Source organism: Chrysiogenia bacterium, from assembly GCA_020434085.1.
GTDB lineage: Bacteria > JAGRBM01 > JAGRBM01 > JAGRBM01 > JAGRBM01 > JAGRBM01.
The window spans coordinates 1-1,750 of the sequence record JAGRBM010000216.1 but is presented as its reverse complement, the minus strand read 5'-3'; the positions used below and the strand labels follow the sequence as shown (position 1 = coordinate 1,750).

Annotated in this window: 2 protein-coding genes; both read right to left on the bottom strand. The window is 59.8% G+C overall.

Annotated elements, in window-relative coordinates; all coding sequences use genetic code 11:
• Positions 1–91: 91 nt before the first annotated feature.
• Positions 92–772, bottom strand: coding sequence for a TetR/AcrR family transcriptional regulator (locus KDH09_07095; GenBank protein ID MCB0219441.1), 681 nt, complete (start codon positions 770–772; stop codon positions 92–94).
• A 200-nt stretch (positions 773–972) separates the two neighbouring features.
• A partial coding sequence (locus KDH09_07090) for an acyl-CoA dehydrogenase family protein (GenBank protein MCB0219440.1) occupies positions 973–1,750 on the bottom strand: 778 nt, incomplete at its 5' end.

Genomic DNA, 1,750 nt, shown 5'->3' with positions numbered 1-1,750 from the left:
TTGAGGCAATAGAGATTGATGGGTTCCACCTGCGGCGGAAGCACGCGCTTCTTCTTTGCCAGCGCGCCAACGACGATGCGACGTGGTTTCATTACTTGGTAGAGGGAGAGAATGCCTCGGGCACCGAGTCGATGACCGCGGCGAATTCCTTTTCCGACATTTCGGTCAGGATGCCCGCTTCCTTCATCAGGGCGAGCATCTGGTAAGCGCCGAGCATCAGCCAGGAGCTGGCTTCGACGTTGAGTTTGCGTTCGACAAGTCCGTAGTCCTGCGCCTGCTTGAGTGAGCGCTGGACGAGCTTGGCAGTCTTCTTGAGCCCGCCCACGAAGACCTTCTTGACCTCGGGGTCATCGAGTTCGGCCATCACGAGGAAAAGCATCCGGGGGTAGACCTGATCTTCCTGAAGGAAGCGGTAGTAGAACAGGAACAGCTCCCGGGCCATTTCCTTGGGTCGCTTGGAGGAGCGCAGCATTTCCTGAAGCTTCTCGAAGAGGAACTTGTTGGAGCGTTCGAAGGCTTCGAGGAAGAGCGCCTTCTTCGAAGGGAAGTATTTATATAAGAGCGCCTCGGACACGCCGGCTTCCTTGGCGATGTCGCGAACGGTGGTTCCCTGATAACTCTTGGAGGCGAAGACCTTGATGGCCGAGGCCAGGATCTCCTCACGCCGAACCGCTCCCGACAGCCAGGTCCGCTTGCGCGTTGAGGACTTCGAGGTCTCCGGGGCGTCTTTGCTTCCCGAGGATTTCTTGGGCTGAGTTGCTGCTCGTGACATGTTGGCGCGCCCTCCGGGCAAGAGTGAGTAAACACTTACTTTCTATCAGAGATGAGACAGCGCGTCAATTGTGAATCGCCCTCAAATGCCGGCGGTGCGCCCGATGGCGCCCCGCTATCAACTTGAATAGTCCGTTTAATATCAAGAAGTTAACACCATCTACATACGAAATAACTTTATGGTCTAACCGGTCCAGAAAACTACTCGATGCGCAGCCCTTCCATGAGACGGCGGCTCACGATGAGGCGCTGGATCTGGCCGGTTCCCTCAAAAATATCAAACACCTGGATGTCGCGCATGGCTTTCTCGAGAAGCGCCTCCTGCTCGGTGCCGTGACCGCCGATCATCCCGATCGCCTCGCGGGTCACCCACTTGGCCACGGTGCCGGCGTAGGCCTTGCACATGGAGGCTTCCTTGGAGTTGGGGATGCCCAGATCGGCCATCCAGGTGGCGTGCCAGATCATCAGGCGTGCGGCCGTGATCTTGCGCTCCATCTCGGCGAGCTTCTCGCGGACGACCTGGTTGCGCGCGAGCGGGCGGCCCAGCATGTGGATATCCTTGGCCGCGTCGCGGGCCAGCTCATAGGAAGCCCGCGCGATGCCAGTCGCCATCGCGGCCACCGGCGGGCGGGTCGAATCGAAGGTCTTCATCGCGGTCTTGAAGCCGCCCGAGCCCATCTTCTCATAGTGCTCTTCCCCGCCCAGCAGATTGTCCTTGTGCACGCGGCATTCGTCGAAGACCAGCTCGGCCGTCTCCGAGGAGCGAAGGCCCAGCTTCTTCTCGATCTTGCCGAGGCTGAAGCCGGGGGTCCCCTTGTCCACGATGAAGGCGCGGTGCGCTTCGCGCCCCTTGGTCTTGTCCAGGGTCGCGAACACCACCACCCATGAGGCGCGCCCGCCATTGGTGATGAAGCACTTGGTGCCGTTGAGCACGTAGTAATCGCCGTCCTTGCGGCAGGTAGTCGAGATATTGGCCGCG